The sequence below is a fragment of the Nocardia sp. NPDC050799 genome, assembly GCF_040654015.1.
In the GTDB taxonomy this organism is placed as follows: Bacteria; Actinomycetota; Actinomycetes; order Mycobacteriales; family Mycobacteriaceae; genus Nocardia.
Genome location: NZ_JBFAHF010000107.1, coordinates 1 through 1,468 on the forward strand (window position 1 = coordinate 1; position 1,468 = coordinate 1,468).

The following is a 1,468-nucleotide window of genomic DNA, read 5'->3' on the forward strand; positions in this document are numbered from 1 at the left end:
TGAGTTCCCTGAGTCAACCCCTATGCCGCGATCGACTGTTCGGCCGCGCCGTGCGCGGCGGGGTTGTAGGTGGTTTTGGTGCGCCAGCAGGCCCAGAGGACGCGCAGCCAGGCGCGGCCGAGGGTGCGGATGGCGTGTGGGTGGCGTTGCCCGCGGTCGCGGGCGGCAGCGTAGCGGCGTTCGGCCCAGGGGGCGGCGCGGCGGCTGTTGTCGATCCAGGTGACCAGGGCTTGGCGGGCGCGCTTGTTGGTGGCGTGGCGGAACGCGACGGTGTGGGTTTTGCCGGAAGCGCGGGTAACCGGTGCAATGCCGGTCTCTGCGGCGAGTTGGTCGAGGCTGGTGGCGCGTTCGAGGATCGGGCCGACCTCGCCGATGATCTGGGCCAGGTTGAGTGTCCCGATGCAAGGCAGGTCGGCCAGCATCCGGGCGTAGGGGTGCGCCGCGACAGCGTCGGCGATCACGGCGTCCAGGGCGTCGATGCCGGTTCGGATCGACCGCACGATCGAGACCTGGGCGTGGATCAGCTGGGCGATGACCGGTTCACTGAGTCGGCTGGCCGATACCGGGGGCTGACGCAGCCGTGCCAGCAGTTCGGTGCCGGTGCGGCGGCCGCTGTAGCCGTGGCGGCGGCAGAACGCCTCGAGGCGGGAGGCGGTCAGGCCGGCGGCGGCTTGCGGGCTCGGGTAGCGGTCCAGGAAGTCCAGTGCGATTGCCGAATGCAGTTGGGCGAATACGGTTTTCCCGCCCGGCCAGTGCTCGTCGAGCAGGGCGGCGAGCTGGTTGACCGCGGCGATGCGCATCTCGAGGTGGTCGCTGCGCTGGCGGGTCAGTGCCTGCAGTTCGAGTGTTTCGGGCAGGGTCGGTGCCAGTACGGGCAGCCGGTGGTGGTCGGTGCGGGCGTAGTCGGCGAGTTTGAACCCGTCGCCGGGGTCGTTTTTGGCGCGGGCTGCGCCCCAGCGGGGCCGGGCGGCGTGGAAAGCGTTGGGGTGCACTGGGATCACTGGGTGTCCGGCGGCCAGGAGCCGGTCCACGATCAGGCCGCGGGTGGTCTCGATCGCCACGGGCAGTGCGGCGGGGTCGCCGTTGCGGGCCAGTCGCGTCAAGGCGGCCGCGATGCCGTCCTCGGTGTGGGGGACGGGGAACCGGTCGAGTTTGTTGCCGGTGTCGTCGATCACGGTGACGTCGTGGGTGGCAGTGGCCCAGTCCCAGCCGGTGAACGGCACAGGTGTGCTCCTTCGAGGTCGGTGTTTTACCTCGTCGGTAGCGAGGGCCGCCGCCGGAAGCTCATTGATCGGCCCTCTGCGGGGCGTGTCCCTGATGCCGGTCTGCGGCCCCCGGCCCGGTGGGGCTGGCAGGACTCACGATGGCCATCGAGTGGCAAGCGGAGGAGGCCATGCACCCACCGGAACCGGGAGGCAACAACCCTAACTCTTCGGGTTGCAGAAGGGATGGTGCCCCAATGAGCGGG

Annotated in this window: 1 protein-coding gene; it reads right to left on the minus strand. The window is 70.3% G+C overall.

Annotated elements, in window-relative coordinates; translation table 11 throughout:
- Positions 1–20: 20 nt before the first annotated feature.
- Positions 21–1,223: an IS110 family transposase gene (locus AB0H42_RS35655; protein ID WP_357064284.1), complete on the minus strand. Its 1,203-nt coding sequence runs from the start codon at positions 1,221–1,223 to the stop codon at positions 21–23.
- Between the last annotated feature and the right edge of the window lie 245 nt (positions 1,224–1,468).